Annotated in this window: 22 protein-coding genes and 1 pseudogene; 18 read left to right on the forward strand and 5 right to left on the reverse strand. The window is 42.8% G+C overall.

Annotated elements, in window-relative coordinates; translation table 11 throughout:
* Positions 1–158: 158 nt before the first annotated feature.
* Together mfd and ACJMKR_RS04700 are read right to left on the reverse strand one after the other, a co-directional pair.
* Positions 159–3,617: a transcription-repair coupling factor gene (mfd, locus tag ACJMKR_RS04695; protein WP_423064188.1), complete on the reverse strand. Its 3,459-nt coding sequence runs from the start codon at positions 3,615–3,617 to the stop codon at positions 159–161.
* 266 nt (positions 3,618–3,883) lie between these two features.
* Positions 3,884–4,054: pseudogene (locus ACJMKR_RS04700) on the reverse strand (4a-hydroxytetrahydrobiopterin dehydratase); the annotation flags it as partial.
* A gap of 150 nt (positions 4,055–4,204) precedes the next feature.
* Between ACJMKR_RS04700 and ACJMKR_RS04705 the strand changes: the two are divergent.
* A complete protein-coding gene (locus tag ACJMKR_RS04705; RefSeq protein WP_423063998.1) occupies positions 4,205–4,417 on the forward strand; it encodes a hypothetical protein in 213 nt (70 codons plus the stop codon).
* 70 nt (positions 4,418–4,487) lie between these two features.
* On the opposite strand, the gene mnmA is transcribed toward ACJMKR_RS04705, so the two are convergent.
* Positions 4,488–5,564 carry a tRNA 2-thiouridine(34) synthase MnmA gene (mnmA, locus tag ACJMKR_RS04710; RefSeq protein WP_423064189.1) on the reverse strand — a complete coding sequence of 359 codons (1,077 nt, stop codon included), beginning with the start codon at positions 5,562–5,564 and terminating at the stop codon, positions 4,488–4,490.
* Between the two features lie 97 nt (positions 5,565–5,661).
* Here mnmA and tgt point away from each other — a divergent pair, with 97 nt between their 5' ends.
* The 15 genes from tgt to ACJMKR_RS04785 all read left to right on the forward strand — a co-directional run bounded on the left by tgt (position 5,662) and on the right by ACJMKR_RS04785 (position 21,811).
* Positions 5,662–6,768, forward strand: a complete 1,107-nt coding sequence (gene tgt / locus ACJMKR_RS04715) for a tRNA guanosine(34) transglycosylase Tgt (protein ID WP_425475598.1) — start codon at positions 5,662–5,664, stop codon at positions 6,766–6,768.
* A gap of 11 nt (positions 6,769–6,779) precedes the next feature.
* On the forward strand, positions 6,780–7,136 hold the full coding sequence (gene yajC / locus ACJMKR_RS04720; RefSeq protein ID WP_423063999.1) for a preprotein translocase subunit YajC: 357 nt from the start codon (positions 6,780–6,782) through the stop codon (positions 7,134–7,136).
* Positions 7,137–7,157: 21 nt separating this feature from the next.
* On the forward strand, positions 7,158–9,038 hold the full coding sequence (secD, locus tag ACJMKR_RS04725; protein ID WP_423064000.1) for a protein translocase subunit SecD: 1,881 nt from the start codon (positions 7,158–7,160) through the stop codon (positions 9,036–9,038).
* A gap of 11 nt (positions 9,039–9,049) precedes the next feature.
* Positions 9,050–9,964, forward strand: a complete 915-nt coding sequence (gene secF, locus ACJMKR_RS04730) for a protein translocase subunit SecF (RefSeq protein ID WP_423064001.1) — start codon at positions 9,050–9,052, stop codon at positions 9,962–9,964.
* A 44-nt stretch (positions 9,965–10,008) separates the two neighbouring features.
* Positions 10,009–10,797, forward strand: a complete 789-nt coding sequence (locus ACJMKR_RS04735; protein ID WP_423064002.1) for an inositol monophosphatase family protein — start codon at positions 10,009–10,011, stop codon at positions 10,795–10,797.
* Between the two features lie 18 nt (positions 10,798–10,815).
* Positions 10,816–11,532 (forward strand): RNA methyltransferase, encoded by a 717-nt coding sequence (locus ACJMKR_RS04740; RefSeq protein ID WP_423064003.1) that lies wholly within the window; start codon positions 10,816–10,818, stop codon positions 11,530–11,532.
* A gap of 57 nt (positions 11,533–11,589) precedes the next feature.
* The gene (locus ACJMKR_RS04745) at positions 11,590–13,623 is read left to right on the forward strand and encodes an OPT family oligopeptide transporter (protein WP_423064004.1); all 2,034 of its coding nucleotides are present in this window, start codon (positions 11,590–11,592) and stop codon (positions 13,621–13,623) included.
* 8 nt (positions 13,624–13,631) lie between these two features.
* Positions 13,632–14,837, forward strand: a complete 1,206-nt coding sequence (locus tag ACJMKR_RS04750; RefSeq protein ID WP_423064005.1) for an IscS subfamily cysteine desulfurase — start codon at positions 13,632–13,634, stop codon at positions 14,835–14,837.
* Between the two features lie 25 nt (positions 14,838–14,862).
* Complete coding sequence (locus ACJMKR_RS04755) at positions 14,863–15,216, forward strand: iron-sulfur cluster assembly scaffold protein (protein WP_423064006.1); 354 nt, start codon at positions 14,863–14,865, stop codon at positions 15,214–15,216.
* Between the two features lie 153 nt (positions 15,217–15,369).
* Positions 15,370–15,750 carry a hypothetical protein gene (locus ACJMKR_RS04760; protein ID WP_423064007.1) on the forward strand — a complete coding sequence of 127 codons (381 nt, stop codon included), beginning with the start codon at positions 15,370–15,372 and terminating at the stop codon, positions 15,748–15,750.
* Between the two features lie 65 nt (positions 15,751–15,815).
* Complete coding sequence (locus tag ACJMKR_RS04765) at positions 15,816–17,189, forward strand: hypothetical protein (protein WP_423064008.1); 1,374 nt, start codon at positions 15,816–15,818, stop codon at positions 17,187–17,189.
* Positions 17,190–17,291: 102 nt separating this feature from the next.
* A complete protein-coding gene (locus ACJMKR_RS04770) occupies positions 17,292–17,786 on the forward strand; it encodes a response regulator (RefSeq protein ID WP_423064009.1) in 495 nt (164 codons plus the stop codon).
* Positions 17,787–17,833: 47 nt separating this feature from the next.
* On the forward strand, positions 17,834–20,488 hold the full coding sequence (locus ACJMKR_RS04775; RefSeq protein ID WP_423064010.1) for a replicative DNA helicase: 2,655 nt from the start codon (positions 17,834–17,836) through the stop codon (positions 20,486–20,488).
* Positions 20,485–21,576: an alanine racemase gene (gene alr / locus ACJMKR_RS04780; protein ID WP_423064011.1), complete on the forward strand. Its 1,092-nt coding sequence runs from the start codon at positions 20,485–20,487 to the stop codon at positions 21,574–21,576. Before ACJMKR_RS04775 ends, alr begins: the two co-directional genes overlap by 4 nt.
* A 43-nt stretch (positions 21,577–21,619) precedes the next feature.
* Positions 21,620–21,811, forward strand: coding sequence for a succinate dehydrogenase assembly factor 2 (locus ACJMKR_RS04785; protein WP_423064012.1), 192 nt, complete (start codon positions 21,620–21,622; stop codon positions 21,809–21,811).
* 399 nt (positions 21,812–22,210) lie between these two features.
* Here the strand turns inward: ACJMKR_RS04785 and ACJMKR_RS04790 are convergent, their stop codons facing one another.
* The gene (locus ACJMKR_RS04790) at positions 22,211–23,065 is read right to left on the reverse strand and encodes an IS3 family transposase (protein WP_423064013.1); all 855 of its coding nucleotides are present in this window, start codon (positions 23,063–23,065) and stop codon (positions 22,211–22,213) included.
* Between the two features lie 89 nt (positions 23,066–23,154).
* Positions 23,155–23,364: a transposase gene (locus ACJMKR_RS04795; RefSeq protein ID WP_423062353.1), complete on the reverse strand. Its 210-nt coding sequence runs from the start codon at positions 23,362–23,364 to the stop codon at positions 23,155–23,157.
* 124 nt (positions 23,365–23,488) lie between these two features.
* Between ACJMKR_RS04795 and ACJMKR_RS04800 the strand changes: the two genes are divergently transcribed.
* Together ACJMKR_RS04800 and ACJMKR_RS04805 are read left to right on the forward strand one after the other, a co-directional pair.
* A complete protein-coding gene (locus ACJMKR_RS04800; RefSeq protein ID WP_423064014.1) occupies positions 23,489–24,235 on the forward strand; it encodes an IS3 family transposase in 747 nt (248 codons plus the stop codon).
* Positions 24,236–24,582: 347 nt separating this feature from the next.
* Positions 24,583–25,815, forward strand: a complete 1,233-nt coding sequence (locus ACJMKR_RS04805) for an IS256 family transposase (protein WP_423062605.1) — start codon at positions 24,583–24,585, stop codon at positions 25,813–25,815.
* Positions 25,816–26,084 lie beyond the last annotated feature (269 nt).

The following is a 26,084-nucleotide window of genomic DNA, read 5'->3' on the forward strand; positions in this document are numbered from 1 at the left end:
GTCCATAAAACTTGTGTCTATAAATACTTAGATTGTAGAGACCGATGTGAGTATATTCAGGATCAGACTCAAATTACAGCGTGCAAGGCACAATGTAATCGTCAATACAGTTGTCGACCAAAGAAGGTGAGACTGCCAACTCATAATCCGCTGGAAGATTAAATCAAACTTTTTAATAGACTGCGTAATGTCATGAAGCGTTTCTCAGCCTCTTTAGGAGGTGCGATGAAGCGAAGTTTTTGGTTGTCTTGTAATTGATATTGAATCGGCTGTTGCTGCACTAATCGTGCTAATTTAGCGACATCAATATTAGGTTTTGCTGTGAAATGGATATAGCCAAAGTTGCTGCCCACTTCAATTTTATGAATGCCTAATTGGGTTGCTTGTAGGCGAATGTCGGCCATGTCAAACAAATGTTGCGCGGGTTCTGGCAATAAACCAAAACGGTCAATCATTTCTGATTTAAAATCGGCAATGGCTTGTTTGTCGGCGCAATGGGTTAATCTTTTGTAAAGTGTCAAACGGGTATGTACATCGGGAACGTAGGATGCCGGTAATAGTGCCGTTAAACCCAAATCAATTTCCGTGCCGCCGTGTAAGGGTTTATCTAATTCGGGCTCTTGACCCGCTTTTAATGCTTTTACCGCTTCTTCTAATAATTCAAGATACAACGAAAAACCCACTTCGTGAATATGACCGCTTTGCTCAACACCCAATAACTCACCAGCGCCGCGAATTTCTAAATCGTGAGTGGCAAGATTAAACCCGACGCCGAGTTCATCTAATTGCGCAATGGCTTCGAGTCGTTTTTTAGCATCACGCGTTAATGCTTTTTGTGAAGGAGTGAGTAAATAGGCGTAGGCCTGATGGTGTGAACGCCCGACACGACCACGCAATTGATGCAGTTGTGCAAGGCCGAAACGATCAGCACGATTAATAATGATGGTATTTGCAGTCGGAATATCGATGCCTGACTCAATAATGGTTGTACATACTAAAACGTTATATTTTTGGTGATAGAAATCTGTCATGACTTGTTCGAGTTCACGTTCTCGCATTTGTCCATGGGCAACGATAATTCTTGCTTCGGGTATAATTTTATGTAGTTTTTCTGCGGTTGCATTAATGGTAGCAACGTCGTTGTGTAAAAAATAAATTTGGCCTCCGCGCATTGTTTCGCGCAACATCGCTTCGCGAATAAGAGCGGGATTATATTCATGCACAAATGTTTTTACCGACAAGCGTCGTGCGGGTGGTGTTGCAATGATGGATAAATCTCTGGTTCCCGATAAGGCCATGTTCATTGTGCGAGGGATTGGTGTTGCTGTTAGCGTGAGAATATCGACATGTGCGCGTAATGATTTAATCCGCTCTTTTTGGCGTACACCAAAACGATGTTCCTCATCGACAATCAACAAGCCTAAATCTTTAAAGCGAATGCTCTCGCCGAGTAATTTATGTGTGCCGATAACAATATCGATTTTGCCAGCAGCCAGTGCGCTGATGATTTCATCGTGTTGCTTAGCAGAACGCAGTCGCGACATAGCGGCAATTTTAATGGGCCATTGTGCAAAGCGATCTTGAAAATTATGCAAATGCTGTTCGGCCAACAAAGTTGTTGGCACTAATACCGCAACTTGTTTGCCAGCTTGTGCGGCAATAAAAGCGGCTTGCATCGCAACTTCTGTTTTACCAAAACCCACATCGCCGCACACCAATCGATCCATGCTGCGAGCGCGCGTCATATCGTGCAACACGTCTTGAATCGCGGTGTGTTGATCCGGTGTTTCTTCAAAAGGAAACTCACTGCGGAATTTTTCATAATCTTTGTCTGGTTTTTTAAATGCAAAACCCGGTGCTGCTTCGCGGCGACCATAAATATCGAGCAATTCTGCCGCCACATCGCGAACACGCTTTGCCGTTTTTTCTTTAATTTTATCCCACTGCTTGCTACCTAATTTTTGCAGTGGTGCGTGGTCTGCATCGGCGCCGGTGTAGCGACTAATGAGGTGTAATGAAGAAACGGGTACATAAATTTTATCGTTATCAGCATATTGCAGCGTCAAATATTCTGCTTCAAGGTCGCCTGTTTGAATGGTTTGTAATCCCACGTAGCGGCCGACACCGTGATTAATGTGAACCACCGGATCGCCAATATGTAATTCGGTCAGATTGCGTATCATAGCACTCGGATCGAGTTTGCGTTCTTTTCGCAAGCGACGTTGCATGACTTGTTCGCCAAATAATTGCGACTCGGTAATGAGAGCAATTTTAGGGGAATTCAATAATAAGCCGTGATCAATGGGCGCGACTGTAATGCCGATGCGACCTTGATGCGTTAAAAAAGCCTGCCAGCTATCGAACGTTGAAGGAGAAATATGAATTTCTTTCAGTTGTTCGAGCAAAATTTCACGCCGGCCTGTACTTTCTGCGCAGCATAAAACTTTTGCACTTGCATCTTCGAGATATTTTTTTAAGTAATGCTCTAAGGCGGAAAAAGGTGAAGCTGCTTTGTGGTCGACTAACAGTTTGGGGGGTGGTGCAGTATCAAAAGCAACACCATTTTTTTCGGGTAAAGTTTCTTGATGAATTTTAATTTGATTAAACGGTTTAAAATGTTGAAATAGTTGCGTGGGTGAAAGAAATAATTCATCCGGTGCGCATAAAGGTCGAGTCACATCGTAGCGTAATTGTTCGTAGCGAAATTTTATTTCTTCCCAAAAATGATCGACGGCCGTTTGGGTGTCGCCCATTAATATTAACTGGCTGTTAGCCGGTAAATAATCGGTAACGTTTTCTGTGTGATCATAAAAAAGTGGCAAATAATATTCGATGCCCGGGGCAGATTCGGCGTTGCTAATATGTTGGTAAAGCGGTGCTTCTTGTGGGTTGCCTGAGAATTTTTCGCGCCAAGTTTGTCGGAAATGAGTGATCGCCTCTTCGGTTAGCGGATACTCTCGTGCCGGCAATAAGGCGATTTTTTCCATTTTTTCGATAGAGCGTTGCGTTTCGGGCTCGAAGCTACGAATGCTTTCCACTTGATCATCGAATAATTCAATACGATAGGGCACTCGGCTGCCCATCGGAAAAATATCGATGATGGCGCCGCGCACCGCAAATTCACCGTGCTCCATCACCTGGCCAACTGAGCGATAACCGCTTTGAACGAGCTGATCGCGAATTTTATCGAGATGAAATGCTTCACCTTGCGCTAACGCAAAAGCATTTGCTTCTAAATGTTGGCGTGGCAACAATCGATGCATGAGTGTGGGCAAAGCAGCAATGACGATGCCGTTTTTTAATTTGGGTAAACGATAAAGCGTCAGCAATCGTTCAGAAATAATATCTTGATGCGGAGAAAAATGATCATAAGGCAACGTTTCCCAGTCGGGAAAATGGATGATGGTTGTGTCTGAGCCTCGTGAAAAAAAATCGAGCTCACGTTTCAAGCGCGCAGCCGAGTGCATGTCGGGGGTGACGAGCAAAACCAACCCTTGGCTTTGTGCTACCAAGTTGCTGATGACTAGGCTAGCACTGCTACCGGATAAACCACTCCAATGGAGTTCATTGTCATTGTTTCGCGGTAGTGGCGGTTGTAACGGACTTACTTTCGACATCATTTCACAGTACTGATCATCATTTGGGGGTTGGTATTCTAAAACATAAGTTGGCCAGATGCACGGGTAATAATTTGACAGATTATGTAATAAATTACACAATTGATGCTGACTATTCAAGATTGATTAGGGAAAAACAGCTAAGTCAGGCTCAAATTAGTAGGCTAATGCATGGGAAAATCAATCTATTTACGTATTGATAAATTGATTCTTATGCTCTCTCGAGTTGGGATTAATGTCACATTTAAATAGCGGCCTGGTAGATATCATCCTATCAATTGATCGACCTTTGCAGCACAAATAAAATCGTTTTCGGAGAGGCCTTTTATTGCATGTGTTGTAAAGCTAACGTTGCAACGATTATAGCTAACGGTTAAATCGGGATGATGTTCTTCTTGATTGGCGATCCAGGCAACCGCATTGACAAAACTGATGGTGCGCAAGCGTGTCGCGATGCTCGTGATAGATTATTGCCATCCCTGTCAATAATCGACTCGCAATACGCGACAACTTAAATAGCCGCGGACGTCCTCGTCGCCCGCGCTCCGCGACCTCACGGCTCGACTACGCACGGGCTCTCAAATGACTTGACGGCTCGTAAAGATTTTTTGCAGTCGCTTACGCTCGGCAAAAAATCCGAGCCTACCGCGGAATACGCGCCTTCGCTTCGCTCTCCATGGCGCGCATCGAAAGTAGTTTTTAAAATGAAACGTTTTTTGAATGGCGGTCGCTGTTTTGTCGAGCGCCCATTCGTTAAGTTGCGACAGCAAATCGTTTGCTTCTTTTTGTGTGAGTGGTGAGGCCCCACCTTCACACGGTTTGCATTTTTTCTCGCTTAGCTTTTCCATTGCAAAAACTCCAATTAAAAATTTAATCCCGAATAACTCCGCCGCCTAAGCAACGGTCTCCATCGTAAAATACCACCGATTGACCGGGAGTAATAGCACGTTGAGGTTGCTCGAAGTTGACTTCATAACAGTTGTTGTCTTGCTGTGTAACGCGACAAGCTTGATCCGTTTGGCGGTAACGTATTTTTGCGCTGCAATGCAGTGGGAACTGTGGCGATTGTTCGCTGATCCAGTGAACTTGTTCGCACGTTAAATGATCGTGATACAGCATCGGGTGATCATCGCCTTGCCCGACGATTAACACATTGCGTTTGACATCTTTGCCGAGCACATACCAGGGTAACTCGTTGGCATCTTCTCGCCCACCGATGTTTAACCCTTTTCGTTGGCCGATGGTGTAAAACATGACGCCGTCGTGTTTACCGACATGTTTTCCTTCTGGCGTTTCCATATTGCCGGGTTGCGCCAGTAAAAATTCATTTAAAAAATCTTTAAATTTACGCTCGCCGATAAAGCAAATGCCGGTGCTGTCTTTCTTTGCGTAATTAATAAAATTAGCTTCTTGCGCTATTTTGCGCACGGCAGATTTTTGTAATTCGCCAATCGGAAAAATACTGTGTGCTAATTGTTTTTGGCCGAGCGTGTATAAAAAATAAGTTTGATCTTTATTGGCATCAGCGCTTTTTAAGAGGCAGTAATGGCGATCTATTTTTTTAATGCGCGCATAGTGGCCGGTTGCTAAAAAATCAGCGCCGAGTGCCAATGCGTGATCGAGAAATGCTTTAAATTTGATTTCACGGTTGCACCAGATGTCCGGGTTGGGTGTGCGACCGGCGGCAAATTCATCGAGGCAGTATTGAAACACATTGTCCCAGTATTCTTTGGCAAAATTTGCTGTTTGCAGCGGAATGCCAAGCTGATCGCAAATGGCTTTTGCATCGCTTAGGTCTTGTTCGGCCGTGCAAAAGGGGTCTTCACGATCTGCTTCCCAGTTTTGCATGAAGATGCCCGAGACGTCATAGCCTTGTTGTTTTAGGGTGAGGGCTGCTACGGCTGAATCTACGCCACCGGAGAGACCTACAATTACTTTATTTTTCATCGCGTAAGTGTAATGCGTGACATGCTGTACGGCAAGTGAGCAATTGAAATCCTCTTCCCATAATGCAGGCAAGAATACTTGTGATATGATGTGCGCCATGAAATTTACGCGCTTAAAAAATGATGGCAAAGCTCGCCGAGGGCAATTGACTTTTCCTCGCGGCGTTGTCGACACACCGGCCTTTATGCCGGTCGGCACTTATGGCACCGTCAAAGCGATGACGATGGAAGAAGTTAAATCGACTGGTGCGCAAATTGTGCTTGGCAACACATTTCACTTGATGCTGCGACCCGGTCCCGAAGTTATTGCCGCTCACGGTGGGTTGCATGAATTCATGCATTGGGATGGCCCGATCCTCACTGATTCGGGTGGTTATCAAGTCTTCAGCTTGGGTGAGCTGCGCAAAATCTCTGAAGATGGCGTGACTTTTCGTTCGCCGTTAAATGGCGACATGATTCACTTAACACCGGAAAAATCGATCGAGATGCAACGCATTTTGGACTCGGACATCGTGATGATCTTCGATGAATGCACGCCTTACCCGGCTACGAAAGAGCAAGCTCGCCAATCCATGGAGCTGAGTCTACGTTGGGCAGAACGCAGTAAAATAGCGCATGGGGACTCGACATCTGCACTGTTTGGTATTGTTCAAGGCGGTATGTATGCGGACCTGCGCGCCGAATCACTAGAAGGCTTAATAAAAATTGGTTTTGATGGTTATGCGATTGGCGGTTTGTCAGTGGGTGAACCGAAGGAGTTGATGATCGCTGTTTTAGATGACTTAGTGCCACAGATGCCCAAAGACCATCCACGTTATCTCATGGGTGTGGGTAAGCCGGAAGATTTAGTGGAAGGGGTGCGACGTGGTGTCGATATGTTTGACTGCGTGATGCCAACGCGTAATGCTCGCAACGGTCATCTTTTTACCAGCGAAGGTGTGGTTAAAATTCGCAACAGCCAATACCGAAATGACAAGAGGCCCTTGGATCCTAACTGTGACTGTTCGACCTGTCAAAATTACTCACGAGCCTATTTACATCATCTTTATCGTGCACAAGAAATCTTGAGTGCGAGGCTTAATTCACTGCATAATTTGCGTTACTATCAGAATCTCATGCAAAATTTGCGTGATGCGATTGAACAAGGTACATTAGACGACTTCGTAGAAGCGTTCTATCTACGTACTACGTACAAACCGGGATAAGAGGTAACATTATGAGTTTATTGAATTTCTTAGGGATAACATCCGCCTATGCCGCAACACCCGCTGCCGAAACGGCTGCGCGTCACGGTAGCTTTTGGAGTATGCTTTGGTTGCCACTGTTAATTATTGTGGTGTTTTATTTTTTATTAATAAGACCGCAAAGCAAACGCGCTAAAGAGCACCGAAAATTGTTGGAAAACATCACGATTGGTGATGAAGTAATTACAACGGGTGGAATCGTTGCGAAGGTTACGCGCTTGAAAGATAATTTTGTTGTACTTGAAGTATCTAAAGGTGTTGAAATTACCTTACAAAAATCTTCAGTGGCTCAGGTGTTGCCGAAGGGTAGTATAGAGTCATCTAATTAATTTTAATTATCAGGATAGCGCATGAATCAATATCCATTATGGCGTTATATTCTACTCGCCGTATTGATTATCATCGGCGTGATTTATGCGCTGCCTAACCTCTATGGTGAGGATCCCGCCATTCAAATCACTACAAAAGATTCAACACCGTTGAATGTACAAGTAGTCCCTAAACTTGAATCAGGCTTAAAATCACAAAATATCTCGTACAAATCGATAAAAAAAACCGATAATACTATTTTAATTCGGTTCGATGACACAGAAGCTCAATTGCAAGCACAAGATGTGGTTCAGGCAACATTGGGTAATAATTACAGTGTTGCTTTAAACTTAGCGCCGCGCACGCCAAAGTGGTTGCAAGCCATCGGTGCACACCCCATGAAATTAGGGCTAGATTTACGAGGTGGGATTCACTTTCTGTTGAATGTCGATGTTGATGCGATGGTGAAATTGCAAGAAACCGGTGATATGCATTCGATGGGTACGGATCTTCGTGAAGCGCATATTCGTTACACCGCGATAAAAAATCAAAAAACAGGTGTCGTCATTAACTTCCGTGATGAGAATGCGCTTGCTCAGGCACTCCCCTTATTACAAAAACGTTTTCCAGAATATGTTTTTCAAACAAAAAATCTCTCTATTGTTGGTAATTATTCCAAACAAGCGCTGGTGCAAATTCAACAAAATGCTGTTTCGCAAATTACTTCGATTTTAAGAAATCGGATTAATGAATTAGGTGTCGCAGAGCCTGTTATTCAGCAACAAGGTGCAACGAATATCAGTGTTGATTTACCGGGTATTCAGGATACGGCGCGCGCAAAAAATTTGATTGGTAAGGTGGCGACGATTCGTTTGCAGTTGCAAGATGTGGAGCATGATTCGGTAACGGCTGCGCAGTCCGGTGTCGTGCCTTTTGGCTCTAAATTATATACGTATGACGGGCGACCCGTTTTGTTAAAAAATCAAGTGGTGCTTAAAGGGACTTCAATTATCAATGCATCTTCCATTATTGGCGATAATGGACGGCCCGCTGTTCAGGTGCGGGTGAGCGGTAGTGATGTAGCGTCGTTTAATCGCATTACTGCGGAAAATATTGGTAAGCCGTTAGCGGTGGTTTACGTTGAAACGAAAACTACAAAAAAACTCGTGGACGGTAAGGTGACGACTCAGCATCATCAAGTTGAACGAGTTATTAATATTGCCACAATCCAAAATGCCTTGGGCAATAATTTCCAAATTACCGGACTAGAGTCCATGGAATCTGCCCAAAACTTAGCATTATTGTTACGATCAGGCGCTTATCCTGTTCCCGTCGATTACATTCAAGAACGTGTCGTTGGCCCGAGTCTCGGGAAAGAAAATATTAATATGGGTGTATTGTCGACGGAAATTGGTTCTTTAGTCGTAATTTTATTCATGGCTTTTTATTACCGATTATTCGGTTTGATTGCCGACATGGCGCTTATTTTAAATATCATTTTTATTGTCGCGATCTTATCATTGTTAGGGGCAACGCTTACTTTGCCCGGCATTGCGGGTATTGTGTTAACTGTCGGTATGGCGGTTGATGCGAATGTGCTAATCAACGAGCGAATACGTGAAGAGTTGCGAAATGGCGTATCCCCGCAAGCAGCTATTCATGCGGGTTATGGACGTGCATTTTCAACGATTGTCGATGCCAATGTGACCACACTAATTGTGATGGTGGTGTTATTTGCATTGGGCACAGGGCCAGTTCAAGGATTTGCCGTGACGACTACCATTGGTTTGGTATGTTCAATGGTGACCGCGATCTTCTTCACGCGCGCGGTCGTTAATCTTGTTTATGGTCGACGTAATATAAAACATTTATCGATCGGTATTAAAGTAAGAAAACCCGAACCAGGTATTCATAAACCCTAAAAAGAAACGCTATGGAATTTTTTAAAGCAAATACGAAAATACCTTTCATGCGCCAACGAAAATGGGCGGCGATCATTTCGGCTATTATTTTTATAGCCTCTATCATTTCGCTGTCGGTTTATGGCTTGAACTTAGGGCCAGATTTTACTGGCGGCACACAAGCCGAAGTTATTTTTCAAGAACCCATTAATGCTCAACAAATTCGTGATGATTTGGCAAAAGAAGGTTTTCCAGAAGCGGTTGTGCAAGTGTATGACGTTCGTGATATTTCTGTGCGATTGGCCCCGCATAAAGAATTGTCTCAAGAACAATTAAGACAAAAACTACTCAAGGCAATGCCGGGTGGGAAAATTGGTCAATTGGATTATATTGGCCCACAAGTTGGCAAACAATTAATGACGGATGGCATTTTAGCGGTTTTGGTGGCCTTGATTGGTACCATGATCTATATTGCATTACGATTTGAATTTCGTTTTGCGGTGAGTGCCGCGATTGCATTGATTCATGATCCAGTTTTGATTCTCGGTATTTTCTCTTTCTTTCATTTGGAGTTTAACCTCATTGTCTTGGCGGCGGTCTTAACCGTTATCGGTTATTCATTAAACGATACTATCGTCGTGTATGATCGGGTTCGAGAAAATTTCCGTAAAGTGCGCAAAGGCACACCCATGGAAGTGATGGATTTATCGATTAATCAAACGTTATCACGCACGATCATGACTTCTGGTTTAACCTTAATTGTGGTTATTGCATTACTCATTTTTGGCGGGCCAACGTTACGTCCATTTGCCTTTGCATTAACTATTGGTATTATCATCGGCACATATTCTTCTATTTATGTAGCAGGTTCATTAGCCGTTGCGTTAGGATTGAATCGATCCCACTTGATAAAAGCTCCCAAGAAAATCGAGGATGATTTGCCGTAAGTTAGGGATTGGGTGAAAGAAAGGTTAGAAGTTGAGGTAAAACAGTGCATCCGATGTTAAACATTGCTATTCAAGCGGCTCGTAATGCTGGAAGAATTATTGTTCGTTTTGTTGATCGTCTCGATACGGTTGATGTCAGTGAAAAAAGTCGTAATGAATTTGTGACTCAAGTTGACCACCTTTCAGAGCAAGAAATTATTCACACTATCCATAAGTCATATCCAAACCATGCAATATTAGCCGAAGAATCAGGTTGCATCGAAGGTAATGAAGATTTTATGTGGATCATCGATCCGTTGGATGGCACCACGAATTTTATCCATGGTTTTCCTCAATTTGCCATTTCGATTGCACTGAAACATCGAGGCAAATTGGAAGTCGGTGTGATTTATGATCCGCTTCGTCAAGAATTATATACGGCCACGCGTGGGGAGGGAGCACAACTTAATAATCGTAAAATACGAGTCAGTCAATGCAAGAAGTTCAATATGGCTTTAATAGGTACAGGTTTTCCTTATAAAGGAAGTCATCATTTTAAAAATTATGTCAACACATTTGAGGCAATCTTTCCAGAAACAGCAGGCGTTCGTCGTGCAGGTGCTGCGGCATTGGATTTAGCCTATGTGGCTGCAGGCAGGCTCGATGGTTTTTGGGAAATGTCTTTAAAAGAGTGGGACATGGCTGCAGGTGTTTTACTGGTCAAAGAAGCGGGTGGGCTGGTCGGTGATTTTCACGATGAAGAACATTACATGGATAGTGGTAATTTAATTGCGGCTAATCCAAAAATTTATAAAATTTTATCAGAAAAAATTCAAGCATCGTTGATGGGGTAGAGAGTGGCGTTGCGAAGTATGTTTGATAATATTCGCATTGTTTTAGTCAATACATCGCATCCGGGAAATATTGGCGCTGCTGCCCGTGCAATGAAAAACATGGGTTTTTCTCGATTATATTTAGTTTCCCCTGAGTCATTCCCTCACCAACAAGCGACGGTTCGTGCTGCCGGTGCGGATGCCATTTTGGCAAATGCAACGGTGGTTGATAACCTGCAAACTGCAATTTCAGGTTGCGACTTGGTGTTTGCCACCAGTGCTCGACTACGAACATTATCCTTGCCTATTTGTAATCCTCGTCAGTGTGCAGAACAAATTTTAACTCACCCGCAACGCGAAATAGCCGTCGTGTTTGGCCGAGAGCGAACGGGGCTGACGAATGATGAGCTGAACCTCTGTCATCAGCATGTTTATATTCCGACAATCTCAGATTTCAGTTCTTTAAATTTAGCGGCTGCTGTGCAGGTGCTTGTTTATGAAATTCACATGGGAACATTAAATGAACATGAGGATAATGAAAAATCGACGGCGCGCTCGTTAGCGACGGCGGATCAAATGGAAGGATATTATCAACATCTTGAGCAAACCCTGACGAAATTGAAATTTTTAGATCCAAAGCAACCGAAGATGCTATTACAGCGATTACGGCGTTTGTTTAATCGGGCGCAGCTTGATGACACCGAGTTGAACATCCTCCGAGGGATTCTTCGCGCTATTGATAGACGAGCTGAGTAAGGGCTTGTTATACTCTTTAAGGTCTAATATCAACTAAATAGTAAGGGAAAACTTATCGTGCAAAATAACCAAAACCTATCGGACCAGGAACCTCTAATCCCTGCCTCAACAACGTTACCTGAATTTACTATTAAATCTATAATACTCTCGATCATACTGGCGGTCGTGCTATCGGCCTCCAATGCTTATTTAGCATTAAAAGTCGGTGTGACTATTTCTGCGTCTATTCCCGCTTCGGTGCTAGCGTTGGGAATTTTACGGTTATTTAAAACGCACAATGTTTTAGAAAGTAATCTCGTGCAAACAGCCGCCTCAGCAGGGGAAGGAGTTGCGGCAGCGCTCGCTTTTATCTTACCAGCGATGATCATACTGCATGTGTGGGTAGGGTTTCCCTATTGGCAAACAGCGATTATCACTTTATTAGGTGGTTTTCTGGGTGTTTTATTTGCGGTGCCATTGCGACGTGTTTTGTTAAGTTTACCAGGGCTTCCTTTTCCCGAAGGAGCCGCAATCGGCAATGTATTGAAAGCCAGTACAGAAGGTGGCTTGGGATTAAAACTAATGTCCTTAGGTGGTTTAGTCGGTGGTCTCGTTAGCCTTTTTCAAACAGGTTTTAAAATAGTTGCTAGTGATTTACAAATCTGGGTTCTTTCGACTCGAACGGTTTTCGGTTTTGCTCTTGGGTTTACACCAGCGGTGTTGGCGGCAGGATATATCATTGGCTTTGAAGTTGGTATGAGTTTATTTGCCGGAGTTGTTGTTGGTTGGATTGTTTTACTACCCATGATCGGTAGCATTTATGGAATTCCATCAGGACATACTGCTTACGATGTTTCTGTTTATTTATGGTCCAATTATTTGCGCTATGTAGGTGTGGGGACCATGTTAGTTGGGGGTATTTGGACATTAATCCGATTATTAAAGCCGATTGTAAAGGGTTTAACGGTTTCTTTTATTACATTGCGAAAACAAAATCGTGCTGGAGGTGGAGGCAGGTTGCGTACCGAAACAGATATACCCGTGAGTTGGGTATTAGCTTCTGTTCTCGTGCTTGCCCTGTTGATGTTTGCATTCTTACATTTTTATTTTGCCAGCTTGGGCTTTTTTCATGAGCCGCGATATATGTGGTTTGTTATTTTGTTAAGCGTCTTTTACATTTTAATTATTGGTTTTTTACTAGCTACAATTTCAGGTTATTTCTGTGGCTTGGTAGGATCCAGTAATAATCCATTATCAGGCATGCTAATTTCTGCAATTTTATTATTAGCATTTATATTTTTGCTCATGTTTCATGTTGAAACTGCAATAAAAGCAAAATACATCGCCTCAGCAGTCATCGTGATTGTTACCATAATGGCAGGTGTGGGTTCAATATCGGGTGAGAATATTCAAGATTTAAAGGCCGGAAAAATGGTGGGGGCAACACCTTGGCGACAACAATTGATGATGGGTATTGGTGTCATTGTATCTGCCTTTATCATCGGACCTGTTTTAGAGCTTCTATTTAATGCCTATGGTATGGCGGGCGTGTATCCACGACCTGGAATGGATCCAACGCAAATGTTGGCGGCACCACAAGCAGGTTTAATGGCATCCGTAGCAGAAGGCGTTTTGACGCGACATCTCAATTGGTGGATGATTTTTACCGGTGGCGTTGTGGCCGTGGTTATTATTATTGCGGATGAATTTTTGAAGCGTAAAAACTTCCGACTTCCTGCGCTCGCGGTGGGTTTAGGAATTTATTTACCGCCTGAGGTTATTATGCCAGCAGTTATTGGCGGGGTGGTGAGTTATTTGGTTAAGCGTCAAAGGCGGGGTGTTAAGCTTTCTTCTGCACAGCAAGAAGCTAAGCGCAGCAAATATCAGCTCGGTGTTTTGTTGGCTTGTGGTATGGTAGCGGGTAGTGCCTTGATGGGCGTTATTCTTGCCATTCCGTTCGCTCTCTTAGGCAGTGCCGATCCACTGAAGCTAGTGGGGTCAGGTTTTGAGCCCGTCGCGAAGGTTTTGGGAGTACTCGTGTTTTTAGGCTTGTGTTACTGGTTATATCGAACAGGGCGTTTTCGCAATAAGGATTTGAATGAGATAAAATAAGTAATTATATGAAAATACCAATATTTTTAGATTATATGGCAACCACGCCAACAGATCCGGCTGTTGTCGAGAGCATGATCCCATGTTTGAAGCCCAATGGAATGTTTGGTAATCCGGCTTCCCAGAGTCATATTTATGGTTGGGATGCAGCGCAATGTGTTAAAAAAGCACGCGAGCAGGTAGCTGCTTTGATTAACGCTGATCCCCGAGAAATCATTTGGACTTCGGGTGCGACCGAATCGGATAATCTGGCGATTAAAGGCGCTGCTCACTTTTATCAGCGTCAAGGCAAACATATCATCGCCATGAGCACCGAACACAAAGCTGTACTCGATACTTGTGCTTATCTTGAGTCTCAGGGGTTTGAAGTCACCTATTTGAATCCGCAACGCAACGGTCGTTTAAAATTAGAGGACCTCGAAAAAGCCATTCGCAGTGATACCATTTTAGTATCCATCATGCACGTGAACAACGAAACAGGTGTGATTCAAGATATTGATGCTATTGGAGAAATGACACGAAGTCATGGTATTTTATTACATGTAGATGCAGCGCAAAGCGCCGGAAAAGTACTGATCGATTTGCAACAATTGAAAGTCGATTTAATGTCTTTTTCAGGCCATAAGTTGTACGGCCCGAAAGGTGTTGGGGCGTTGTATGTTCGTCGAAATCCTCGTGTACGTTTAGAGCCGTTGATCCATGGTGGTGGGCATGAACATGGTATGCGTTCTGGAACCCTACCGACGCATCAAATTGTCGGGATGGGAAAAGCCTTTGAATTAGCAAAAGAACGTATGGCCTTGGATAAGAAGCATGTTGAGTCTTTACGCAAACGCCTTTGGGCAGGTATTTCTGCTTTAGAAGGTGTCCATTTAAATGGTGATCAAAATCATTGTATCCCCGGCTGTCTCAATGTGAGCTTTGATGGTGTAGTCGGTGAGTCTTTAATGTTGAGTTTGCGTGATATTGCTATATCTGGCGGATCAGCGTGTAATTCAGCGAATCCGAATCCATCTCATGTTTTAGTTGCCATGGGCATATCGCGCGAGCAAGCTAATAATTCTTTACGCATTAGTATGGGGCGTTTTACAACGACAGAAGAAATTGACCATACGGTTGCGCATATTACTGAGCAGGTTACGCGTTTGCGAAACATGTCTCCTATTTGGCAGACAGTTAAAGAAAAGGTTATGGATAAAGCTAAAAAGAATTAGTCTATCATTACAAAGCAGATATGCGATGAAATATTCTTCACAGCAATTAGAACATTTTTATAATGCACTGCACGCTGGGAAGTTAGACGAAAATCATTCGACCGTTATCGTAGTAGAAGAGGGCAGTGGCGATCGTGGAAATGTCGTACGCTTATATCTGCAAATACAAAATAAAAAAATACGAGTGGTAAAATTTTTAGCATATGGATCGGTGGCTTTAATCGCTTGCTGCGAATATGTGTGTCGTTATTTGGAAGGAAAAACAATCGACGAAGCGATTCGGCTGAGCACGGACACAATCATGCAGGATTTGGGCATGTCCACTGTTGAGATTCACAACGCTATTTGGATTGTACGGTTGGTGAAAAAATCATTGTAATAGAGGGATGTTCAATGAAGTTTCATGACATGGATCATATTGGACTTTGGATAAATTTATAAAAATAATTAAAAATTGCTTGACATAGAAACCGAAAAAAAATTTTACGTTGTAAACAACGTTTGTTCGAAAAAATAAAATAAGGAACAAACGATGTTAGCGACAGAAAAACTAAAACAATTCCGTACATTCCTCTACAACATCTTCCCCGCGCGACGCGATGCCAATATGAATTTACTCGATGCCCTTTCAAGCCATGGCCATCGCTGCAAAACACCTATAGAATTATGTGAATCGCCATACTTTGAACGTGAATACAGTAGTATTACCGATGCGATTAGCGATGGTTTGTCGGTAGCAAATTGTTGGGATAGCATGATGAAAATACAATATGAACATGTGAGTCATAGCGATGACCGTGTGATCATTATTGCGGATACGACACCACAGTCGCGTCAAGAAGTGTGTCGCGATGCTCGTGATAGATTATTGGCATCCCTGTCAATAATCGACTCGCAATACGCGACAACCTAAATAGCCGCAGACGTCCCCGTCGACAGCGCTCCGCGACCTCGCGGCCGACTGCGCACTGTCTCCAGATGACTCGACGCCGCCTACAGATTTTTGCCACTCGCTACGCTGCCTACGGAACTCCGTTCCTTCGGCACTCCGCTCTGTCAAAAATCGGCGGCTGCCGCGGAATACTCGCCATCGGCTTCGCCTCTCCATGGCTCGCATCGAGTGCACACTGTGTTGAAGATCGCCATGTGGTTTACAGCCCTAATCCAGCACCGGGTAACAAACCGATTACCATTGGACATGAATATTCAACGGTATCACTATTGCCCAATGATGGTGCAGCTCAAGAAAAGCATTGGTTAGTTCCACTGGATACGAGGCGCGTTAAAAGCGATGAAAAAGGCAATGTAGTTGGGATGCAGCAAATTAACCGTTGTATTGCAGACTTAGCGCTTACTCATAAATTGGTGGTTAGCGTGGCTGATTCAAAATATGGTACAGAAGCTTGCCGTAAACTGGTTAGCGAAAATCCCAATTGGGTACATCTTTTCCGTTTTAACAGTACCCGTAATGTTTTCGCGCCCGCATCAATAGAAGATAATACCTCAGGAAGTATAAAACGCTATGGTGATGCGATGAAACTAAACGACAGCACGACTCACCGTGAATCCGATGAGATTGTGCAGCAACCCATTACAACCCGCAGTGGCAAAACTTACCAATTGGAGATTAAAATATGGCGTGACCAATTACTGCGTGGTTCAAAGCAATTTAAAGGATATGAGCATCCTGTTACTGTTGTGCAATTGGTTGCGGTTGATGCTAACGGTAAATCTTTATATAAAAATCCACTCTGGTTAGGACTCGCTGGTGAACGACGTAATGAAATCACAGCATTAGAAGCGTATCACTATTACGATAGACGCTATGACATTGAACACTACTTTCGTTTTGGTAAAGACAAACTGTTATTTGACCGATACCAAACACCGGATGTTAAGCACGAAGAAGATTGGTGGCGGATGACAGCATTAGCGTATACGCAACTTTATCTAGCGAGGAATCTTGCCCCGATTTTACCGAAAAAATGGGAGCGGTATTTGCCGAGCTTCCAAGTGGATAACGAAAAACCATCAATAACTGCGACCCCTTCACAAACGCAACGGGGTTTTTCTACGGTGCTTGATACCGTTGGCACGCCTGCTAATCTCTGCAAACCACGCGGTAATCCGCAAGGCAGAACCAAAGGTGATACGCAGGGGAAACGCACGCGACATCCTGCTATTTTCAAAAATAGCAACTCAAAAATTAAAACGATTCAGAGGACTGAAGAAAAGACGCAAAACTCAGACCCTGAAAAAATAGAGGATTTGATTGGGATAGTAAAATCATGGTTGGATAAAATAAATTTTACACCTGAGCAATTCTACGAATTGCTGCAAAAAACAGCTTAAGATTTAGAAACTCACATTTTTTGATTATTGTCCTAACTGGCAAGGGATTTTATTTATCCAAAGTCCAACTAAAAGAAGGGACGAAAAATAGGAGTATTTATTTTGTCAGAGCTAGACAAAGGAGGGAAGGACATGCGGAACAACTCTGCAATTATTCAATCACAACGTAATCAAAGAAAAGTAAACTTAGACGAACAACACTATATCCCTAGGATTGTGATTGTTGAAGACCAGGCATTTATTTGTAAATTACATCGTGCTTGGTTGGAAATGCTAAATTGTCACGTTCATATTGCTCGTAGCGGACACTCGGCTCTTGAGTGTGTCAATCGTGGATATGCTTATGATCTCATTCTGATGGATATTGGCCTGCCCGATATCGATGGGATCACCCTCTCTAAATTTATACGGTCGCAATATCATATGAAAAGAATTCCTATCATAGCAGTGACAACCCAATGTAATGAGGTTAAACAGCAGTGTCTTGCGGTAGGAATAAATGAGGTTCTGAAGAAACCCATCAATGTAGTGATCTTAAGGCGAATATTAAATCGGTGGATTTTTCAGAAATCTACTAGTGAAGTTCGCCCGCTCTGAGGCACGGCTCTCTTCTCGAGATAAAGCAAGGATGCTACACTACAGCGATGACGAGACGGACCAACAAACCAACGGCGCCCAAGGTGCCACCGTATTCCCAGGAAGCGGAGCAATCCGTTTTAGGTGCTTTAATGTTGGATAATCGGGCGTGGGATAGGGTGGCCGATCGCATTACATCCGAAGATTTTTATCGGGCAGACCATCGTTTGATCTTTCAGATAATGCAATACTTGGTCGAACGTCATAAGCCTTTGGATGTATTAACAATTGCAGATGCTTTAAAATCCCGTAACGAGCTAGAAGCGGCGGGGGGTGAGGCTTATCTCTATCAACTCGCCAAAAATACTCCAAGTGCCGCCAATATCACCGCCTATGCAGACATCGTTCGCGAACGTTCTGTGTTGCGTCAATTAATTGCTACCGGCACAGACATCGCTGAAAGTGCGTTTAACCCTGAAGGTCGCGAAGTTAAAGACCTTCTCGATAGCGCTGAGCGCTGGGTGTTTAGCATTGCCGAGCAGGGTAATCGGGGGAATGGCCCCGTTGAAATTGGAACATTGTTGGCCAAAACCACCGATCGTATTGATTCGCTCTTTCATTCGGGTGGTCAGTTGACGGGTCTGTCGACTGGGTTTAAAGACTTCGACGACATGACCTCAGGACTTCATGAGGGTGAGCTCATCATCATTGCGGGTCGACCCTCCATGGGTAAAACGGTTCTAGGTCTCAATATGGCCGAGCATGCTGCCATTAGAGGTGGCAAGCCGGTTTTAGTTTTTAGTATGGAAATGCCTGGTGAGTCGCTAGTGATGCGTATGATTTCTTCACTCGGTAGCATCGAACAACACAAAGTCCGAACGGGTAAATTAAATGATAACGACTGGCCACGCATTACATCCGCTATTGAAATGCTGTCCGACACTAAATTATATATTGACGACACGCCAGCCTTAACACCTATCGAAGTGCGAGCACGCGCAAGACGACTCGCGCGTGAGCACGGCAGTTTGGGATTAATTGTCATCGATTATTTGCAGCTCATGCAGGTGCCAGGCTCTAAAGAAAATCGCGCAGTCGAGGTGTCTGAAATTTCACGCTCATTAAAGGCGCTTGCCAAAGAATTAAATGTGCCAGTGGTTGCGTTGTCACAATTAAATCGTGGTCTTGAAGCGAGAACGGATAAAAGACCCGTGATGTCGGATTTACGTGAATGCGTAACAGGAGACACCTTGGTTTGTCTCGCTGATGGAAAGCGAATTCCTGTGAAAAATTTAGTAGGTATGTCGCCGGAAGTCATTGCGATCAACGAGCAAAATAAAATCGTTACTGCAAAAAGTGAAAAAATTTGGAAAGTAGGCGAACGGGAAGTTTATGAAATCAAATTAGCAAGTGGAAAATCTATTCGTGCTAGTGGTGATCATAAAATATTGGCTTTTGATTGCTGGAAACGTACAAAAGATTTTTCAATTGGAGATCGCATCGCAACGACACATCGAATGCTTGAGCCCAAAAAATCAGAAACATGGCCTGATGGTAGAGTTATTTTATTGGGTCATTTAATTGGAGATGGAAGTTACCTCAAACATCAGCCACTTCGTTACACTTCTCAAACACAAGAGCACATTGATATTGTGGCTAAAATTGCCGAACAAGAATTTGGTTGTTCTACTAAAATATATAGTGATCATAATTGGCAGCAAGTTGTAATCAGTGGAAATGGTAATCGATGGCATCCAAAGGGAGTTAACAAATGGTTGCGTGATTTGGGTGTTTATGATCAGCGTTCCCATGAAAAATGCATCCCTGAATCAGTCTTTAGCTTGTCTAATCGACAAGTCGCCTTATTCCTTCAACATTTATGGGCAACTGATGGTTCAATATCAGTGGGCAAAGGCAAAAAAACAAGTAAGGTAATTTATTATGCGACTAATAGTGAAACTTTAGCAAATGATGTTGCGGCGTTACTATTGAGATTTGGTATAGTCGCTAGAATCAAAAAAACTCAAAAAGGGAATTATAAGCCGGGCTACATGGTTTTTGTCACAGGCGCAGAGCAGCAGTTGCGGTTCCTTCATGAAATCGGTGCTTTTGGCGCTCGTCATGCTTCGGCTGAGCAGTTGCTTTCTCTTTTACAAAAAATTGTTCCAAACACAAATGTAGATACGCTGCCAAATCAAATTTTTGACCGGGTTCAATATGTGATGACTGTGCTAGGTATTTCTCAGCGGAGAATGGCTGCTATGCGTGGTACTACTTATGGTGGAACCTCACATTTTAAATTTGAACCTTCGCGCAACACTATTTCAAGTTATGCTGAATTATTAAATGATGATATTTTAAAAATGCATTGTGAAAGTGACATATTCTGGGATCGAATCGTCGCCTTTGAAAAAAAAGGAATTGAGGAAGTTTATGACTTAACAGTGCCGGGTCCTGCATCTTGGGTGGCGGATGGTATAGTGTGCCATAATTCAGGCGCGATCGAGCAAGACGCAGATTTAATAGTTTTTATTTATCGTGATGAAGTTTATAACGAAGATACGCCTGAAAAAAACAAAGCAGAAATTATTATTGCTAAACAACGTAACGGTCCTATTGGTAAAGTGCACTTAACCTTTCGCGGTAAGTACACGCGTTTTGATAATTATGCCTATGAAGATGCTGTGCAAGGTGTGCCATTTGGTGGTGGAGTAACAATGTGAGCCGTGGTGCGATTGCCTATATTGATTTAAACGCCTTAAAACACAACTATTCCCGTTTGCAACAACTAGCCGCTGGTCGTTCTATTTTAGCGATGATCAAAAGTAACGGTTATGGTCACGGTTTATTGCGAGTTGCAAAGACATTAAATACGGCCGATGCGTTTGGTGTTGCATCGTTGGACGAGGCAATTGCTTTACGCAAAGGTGGAATTAAACAACCTATCATGGTCATGGCGGGTTTTTACGATAAAGACGAAATACCACAATTTGTGGATTACGATTTACAAGTGGTGTTGCACCGCCCCGATCAAATTACTGCACTGGAAAAAAATACATTACCCACACCCTTAACCGTTTGGATGAAAATAGATACCGGCATGCATCGCCTCGGATTTCCGCTTAATCAGGTGCATTCGGTGTTTGAGCGTTTGCAGCGTTGTGAATCGATTAAAAAACCGATCGGTTTAATGACGCATTTAGCAGATGCGGATAATCCCGATCGTCAATTTACCGAATTGCAGCTTGCAAAATTTAAAGAAATTACAAACGGATTATCTGGTCCTAAGAGCATTGTAAATTCGGCAGGGCTTTTGTCTTATAACAATGAAGCGTTGGCAGACTGGGTGCGCCCAGGAATTATGTTATACGGTGTGTCGCCCATTTCAACTCACACAGGCGAAGAAGAGGGGTTGAAACCCGTCATGACATTAACCGCAAAAATCATGGCGGTAAAGCAGTGTCGTAAGGGCGATAAGGTTGGTTATGGTTGTACGTGGACTTGTCCTGAAGACATGCCGATTGGCATTGTTGGAATTGGCTATGGAGATGGTTATCCGCGACACGCAAAAAATGGCACGCCTACTATCGTCAATGGAAAAACGTGTCCGTTAATCGGGCGTGTTTCTATGGATATGATTGCTATTGATCTGCGTTCAGAGGCCAACGCTGCCGTGGGTGATCGTGTGACTTTGTGGGGAGAAGGATTGCCAGTGGAAAAGGTTGCAGCATGCGCCAATACCATCGGTTATGAATTATTGTGTAATATAACCCAGCGAGTGAAGTTTATTCCAAATGATATCGATCAGTGAAAATGAGTTAGGTAAAATCCGTTGGCGCTGTAGGCGCCGTGGCATGCTGGAGCTCGATGAAATGCTCGGCGATTTTTTCGATCAAAATTTTAAAAATTTGTCTGCATCTGAACAGCGGTTATTTATTAAATTGTTAGACCAACCCGATCCTGTTTTATTTGATTGGCTTTTAGGCCACGCCGACCCCGAAGATTCTGACGTGCTTGCACTCGTGAAAAAAATCCGTGATTTTTAGAATGAAAATAACCTACGTGTTTTTTGATGTAGAGTGTCATCACACGTCATCCCAAACAATGTCACTCCGAGTGAAGCGAGGAGTCTCGTGACCGTAGCAAGTACTGCATGTTTGAGATTTCTCGCCTTGCTTGAAATGACATCGTCTTTTTTCATGTCACTGCCGTCATCCTCGTGCGAGGCCATCTACAAGAATTTTAAAAAACACGTCACTCTCACGGCCGAAGACACGGGGATTCAAACTAATACCAAAGATCTCATCTAAAAATAATTAAATAAAATTTTAAAATTAAGGCATCATTAAATTATTTTTAAAAATGCAATTAACAATCAACATTGATAGCTATTTAAATTTTAAACTGATCTTCCCTCACTTTACCGGACACATTTTTTTTCGATTTTACGCAGCACATTCAAGCGCAATAGGGGTCTTGTAGTCAATAGCTGAATGCATTCTTCTGTGATTGTAATAGCCTTCAATATACTGAAAAAGACTTTGCCTTGCTTCAGCGCGTGTTGTGTAATCATTCACATGCACAAGTTCCGTTTTTAGGGTATGGAAAAAACTTTCTGCAATGGCATTATCCCAACAATTAGCCTTTCTGCTCATTGAACCAATCAGCTTGTTTTGCTTGATGATTTCCCTATATTTTTTCGAACAATATTGACTGCCCCGATCAGAGTGTATAATCACTTGCTTTGGATATTTTCGTTTGAATAACGCCATCAATAACGCATCACACACTAAATCTTGTTTCATGCTTTTATTCATTGACGAGCCAATAACCGAACGTGAATGCACATCGATAACCACCGCTAAATACAACCAACCTTCACGGGTTGGAATGTACGTCAGATCACTCACCCATTTTTGATTGATCGCCGTTCTCGTGAAATCTCTCTTTAAAATATTCTCAAAAATAGGCTTGTTGTGACCCGAGTCTGTGGTTATTTTAAATCTACGCTTGGCAAGTGCTTTTAAGCCCATGGAGCGCATACGCCGCTCAATACGCGTGTGACTGCAGGAAATCGATTCCGCTTGCAATGCACGAGTTATACGTGGTGAACCGTAACGTTGTTTGTTTCTCATATAAATTACCTTAATTTTTTCATCTAATTGTTGGTTTGCTTGCTCACGTGGGCTCATAGGTCGGGATAGCCAGTCATAATAACCACTACGACTGACACCCAGTACATCACATAGCAAGTTAATTCCAAATAGTTGGGCGTGCTTTTGAATAAAGCTGTACTTCACTCGAGTTCTTTCGCGAAGTACGTGGCCGCCTTTTTTAGAATGGCTTTCTCCTGTTCCAGTCGTGCCAGTCGCTTCTTAAGCTGTTGATTTTATTCAATGAGTTCCCCTATGTTGACCGGTTGCTTTGCGCTGGGATGAATCACTTCACCACTCTTCCTGGCTTTATCCACCCAGGTGTGGAGGGTCGCTTCGGGCATGCCTAAGTCTTTTGCAGCGCTTAACACGGAAGGAGAACTGAGTGCTAGATGGATTGCTTCTTGTTTAAATTCCGGTGTGTATTTTCGAGTCTTCTTTGTCATGAGATCACCTCTTTGTTACTTCATAGATTTTAACAAATTAGTGTCCGGTAATTTAGGGGAAGATTAGCTATGTGATGTACTGGGTGTCAGTCGTAGTGGTTATTATGACTGGCTATCCCGACCTATGAGCCCACGTGAGCAAGCAAACCAACAATTAGATGAAAAAATTAAGGTAATTTATATGAGAAACAAACAACGTTACGGTTCACCACGTATAACTCGTGCATTGCAAGCGGAATCGATTTCCTGCAGTCACACGCGTATTGAGCGGCGTATGCGCTCCATGGGCTTAAAAGCACTTGCCAAGCGTAGATTTAAAATAACCACAGATTCGGGTCACAACAAGGCTATTTTTGAGAATATTTTAAAGAGAGATTTCACGAGAACGGCGATCAATCAAAAATGGGTGAGTGATCTGACGTACATTCCAACCCGTGAAGGTTGGTTGTATTTAGCGGTGGTTATCGATGTGCATTCACGTTCGGTTATTGGCTCGTCAATGAATAAAAGCATGAAACAAGATTTAGTGTGTGATGCGTTATTGATGGCGTTATTCAAACGAAAATATCCAAAGCAAGTGATTATACACTCTGATCGGGGCAGTCAATATTGTTCGAAAAAATATAGGGAAATCATCAAGCAAAACAAGCTGATTGGTTCAATGAGCAGAAAGGCTAATTGTTGGGATAATGCCATTGCAGAAAGTTTTTTCCATACCCTAAAAACGGAACTTGTGCATGTGAATGATTACACAACACGCGCTGAAGCAAGGCAAAGTCTTTTTCAGTATATTGAAGGCTATTACAATCACAGAAGAATGCATTCAGCTATTGACTACAAGACCCCTATTGCGCTTGAATGTGCTGCGTAAAATCGAAAAAAAATGTGTCCGGTAAAGTGAGGGAAGATCAAAACAATATTAAACAATTTGCAAGAATTTGTAGTAATTTAAATGAACATTTATATTCAAGATATATAGACCATCGGAAAATATTGGAAAATTTAGATCAATTTGAGAGAAATTATGAAAGATTAAAGAAATCAGGTTTGGAAAATTGGTCACAATATATCTTAATCATGTTAGAGTATCGGGCTGATTTTGATGCCGCATGTGATTGTTTAGAGAGCCTTAAATTATGTGTAGAAGGGTCTGTAAATAAGATTGTGTAAATGCGATAGTCAGGGAAAGGTCGTTAAAATTATACGGAGTCTTTGACTATGGCAATGAAAACCAATAAATTAGATCCACAGGTTGTGGAATATTTTCTCAAACATACCAAGACCGCATCTGATATTTTCGGTGATACTGGTTTGTTAAAGGAGTTAAAAAAGGCACTGACGGAGCGTATTCTGGAAGGGGAGCTGACGGACGCGCTGGGTTATGCAAAACACGAAGTGTCTGGCAACAATAGTGGTAATTCCCGCAATGGGCACAGCCAAAAAACGATCAAAACAACAGATGGCGAGATGACCATTGAGGTTCCTCGTGATCGTAACAATGAGTTTGTACCGCAATTGATTCCAAAACATCAAACCCGCTTTGATGATTTGGATGACAAAATTATGAGTCTTTATGCACGGGGTATGACTACCCGTGATATTCAAGATCAGTTGAAAGATTTGTATGGCACAACTATTTGTTCGAGTCTCATTTCTACAGTAACCAACGAAGTGATTGAAGAAGTGAAGGCTTGGCAAAGTCGTCCGTTGGACAAGGTGTATCCGATTGTGTATTTGGACGCTTTAGTGATTAAAGTGCAGCAAGATAAAAAGGTTATCAATAAGGCATTGTATTTGGCTTTAGGAATTAATATCGATGGGCAAAAAGAATTGCTAGGTATTTGGATTAGCCAAAATGAGGGCGCTAAATTCTGGTTGAATGTATTAACGGAGTTAAAAAATCGAGGCCTAGAAGATATCCTGATTTGTTGCGTTGACGGGCTAACGGGCTTTCCTGATGCGATTGGCGCTGTGTATCCTAACACTCAAGTACAGCTTTGCATTGTACACATGGTGCGGAATTCATTGCGCTATGTGGGTTGGAAAAAGAAAAAAGAAGTGGCCGCTGACTTAAAAGCTATTTATTCGGCCAGTACGGTTGAAGAAGCAGAATTGGCGCTGACGAGTTTCTCTGAGAAATGGGATGCTGAATTTCCCTCGATTGCCAAAAGTTGGTTGACTCATTGGGAGCGCATTGTGCCATTTTTTGCTTATCCGGCAGAAATTCGGAGGGTGATTTATACCACTAACGCTATTGAATCACTGAACATGAGTATCCGAAAAGTTATTAAAAATAAACGAGTTTTTCCGTCGGACGATGCCGCTTTAAAACAACTCTATTTAGGGTTAAAAAATATAGCCAAAAAATGGACCATGCCGATTCGAGACTGGGGTGCCGCCATGAATCGTTTTGCCCTTATGTTTGAAGATCGCCTGGCGGATTTTGTATAAAACTTAAAATTCATAAGAGAGGAAATTAATTTGAACGCAATGTAGTTTTTGATAAAATTAAAAAATCAGTTAACACAATGGCTGATTCATAATTCTGACTGACGCGATTTACACAAACTAATAAACAGTCCCGTGTAGAACTCTCGACTTGATCTGACAGTTGAGATTTATCGGACATATTTTCTGTCCGATAGATCGGATTCTAATTACTCCTCTACCAGTTGCGTGTCGTGATTACTGTGCGCCCGATGCGCGCCATGGAGAGCGAA

The organism is Candidiatus Paracoxiella cheracis (genome assembly GCF_049348705.1).
In the GTDB taxonomy this organism is placed as follows: domain Bacteria; phylum Pseudomonadota; class Gammaproteobacteria; order Coxiellales; family Coxiellaceae; genus Paracoxiella; species Paracoxiella cheracis.

What these genes read in the sequence shown, in the direction of transcription:
- mfd (WP_423064188.1), bottom strand. Translation starts at nt 3,617, where the DNA reads ATGTCGAAAGTAAGTCCGTTACAACCGCCACTACCGCGAAACAATGAC.
- secD (WP_423064000.1), top strand. Translation starts at nt 7,158, where the DNA reads ATGAATCAATATCCATTATGGCGTTATATTCTACTCGCCGTATTGATT.
- ACJMKR_RS04740 (WP_423064003.1), top strand. Translation starts at nt 10,816, where the DNA reads ATGTTTGATAATATTCGCATTGTTTTAGTCAATACATCGCATCCGGGA.
- ACJMKR_RS04795 (WP_423062353.1), bottom strand. Translation starts at nt 23,364, where the DNA reads ATGACAAAGAAGACTCGAAAATACACACCGGAATTTAAACAAGAAGCA.
- ACJMKR_RS04800 (WP_423064014.1), top strand. Translation starts at nt 23,489, where the DNA reads ATGAGCCCACGTGAGCAAGCAAACCAACAATTAGATGAAAAAATTAAG.
- ACJMKR_RS04755 (WP_423064006.1), top strand. Translation starts at nt 14,863, where the DNA reads ATGAAATATTCTTCACAGCAATTAGAACATTTTTATAATGCACTGCAC.
- mnmA (WP_423064189.1), bottom strand. Translation starts at nt 5,564, where the DNA reads ATGAAAAATAAAGTAATTGTAGGTCTCTCCGGTGGCGTAGATTCAGCC.
- yajC (WP_423063999.1), top strand. Translation starts at nt 6,780, where the DNA reads ATGAGTTTATTGAATTTCTTAGGGATAACATCCGCCTATGCCGCAACA.
- ACJMKR_RS04785 (WP_423064012.1), top strand. Translation starts at nt 21,620, where the DNA reads ATGCTGGAGCTCGATGAAATGCTCGGCGATTTTTTCGATCAAAATTTT.
- ACJMKR_RS04750 (WP_423064005.1), top strand. Translation starts at nt 13,632, where the DNA reads ATGAAAATACCAATATTTTTAGATTATATGGCAACCACGCCAACAGAT.
- ACJMKR_RS04765 (WP_423064008.1), top strand. Translation starts at nt 15,816, where the DNA reads ATGACTCGACGCCGCCTACAGATTTTTGCCACTCGCTACGCTGCCTAC.
- tgt (WP_425475598.1), top strand. Translation starts at nt 5,662, where the DNA reads ATGAAATTTACGCGCTTAAAAAATGATGGCAAAGCTCGCCGAGGGCAA.
- secF (WP_423064001.1), top strand. Translation starts at nt 9,050, where the DNA reads ATGGAATTTTTTAAAGCAAATACGAAAATACCTTTCATGCGCCAACGA.
- ACJMKR_RS04775 (WP_423064010.1), top strand. Translation starts at nt 17,834, where the DNA reads ATGACGAGACGGACCAACAAACCAACGGCGCCCAAGGTGCCACCGTAT.
- ACJMKR_RS04760 (WP_423064007.1), top strand. Translation starts at nt 15,370, where the DNA reads ATGTTAGCGACAGAAAAACTAAAACAATTCCGTACATTCCTCTACAAC.
- ACJMKR_RS04805 (WP_423062605.1), top strand. Translation starts at nt 24,583, where the DNA reads ATGGCAATGAAAACCAATAAATTAGATCCACAGGTTGTGGAATATTTT.